This is a genomic window from Neisseria sp. P0021.S007 (assembly GCF_051956855.1).
In genome coordinates this window covers 1-549 of the sequence record NZ_JBQCXA010001010.1, presented here as the reverse complement: position 1 = coordinate 549, position 549 = coordinate 1, and the positions used below count along the sequence as shown (strand labels likewise).

Genomic DNA, 549 nt, shown 5'->3' with positions numbered 1-549 from the left:
GTGATTTGACTTTATTTTAGTTTTATCAATATTGGCAAGAGGGGCAAAAGTTCAACGCCAAGCATACGCCATTTGATATTTCAGGAGATGTTAATTTATTGCTGGTTAAGTGTTATCGGTTCTATAACATGAAGGCATTTGGAAATAATGGGTATCTTACAGAGAAAAGGGTGTATGACTTGCTTTCCTAAAAAAATACTGAAAAGCAATAATTTATTATGCTAACCCGCCGTCAATTTCTCAGTTATACCGCCGCGCTTGGTGCCGCTTCTGCTTTCTCTTGGCAGACTTACAAATACCTCAACCGCAAACCGCCGGTTTCTATTAACCGTGTCGGCTTGCCGTTGGGGCATTTGTTGCGCGATCGGGAATTGTTGCAAGCGCCGCCCCGTCGTTATGAATGCAATACGTTGATACTCGGCGGCGGTGCGGCTGGGTTGGGGGCGTTGTGGTATTTGGCGAAGCATAATCACTGCGATGTATTGTTGGCAGAAGGGTTTGAACGCAATGGCAACAATGCTGCCTATACGTCTTCAGACGGCATGAAAG

At 45.0% G+C, this 549-nt stretch carries 1 protein-coding gene; it reads left to right on the top strand.

Annotation, left to right across the window (positions count from 1 at the left end; genetic code table 11):
• Window positions 1-218 precede the first annotated feature (218 nt).
• Window positions 219-549, top strand: a 331-nt coding sequence (locus ACTHUR_RS17240; protein ID WP_440399932.1) for an NAD(P)-binding protein, incomplete at its 3' end; no start/stop codon positions are given.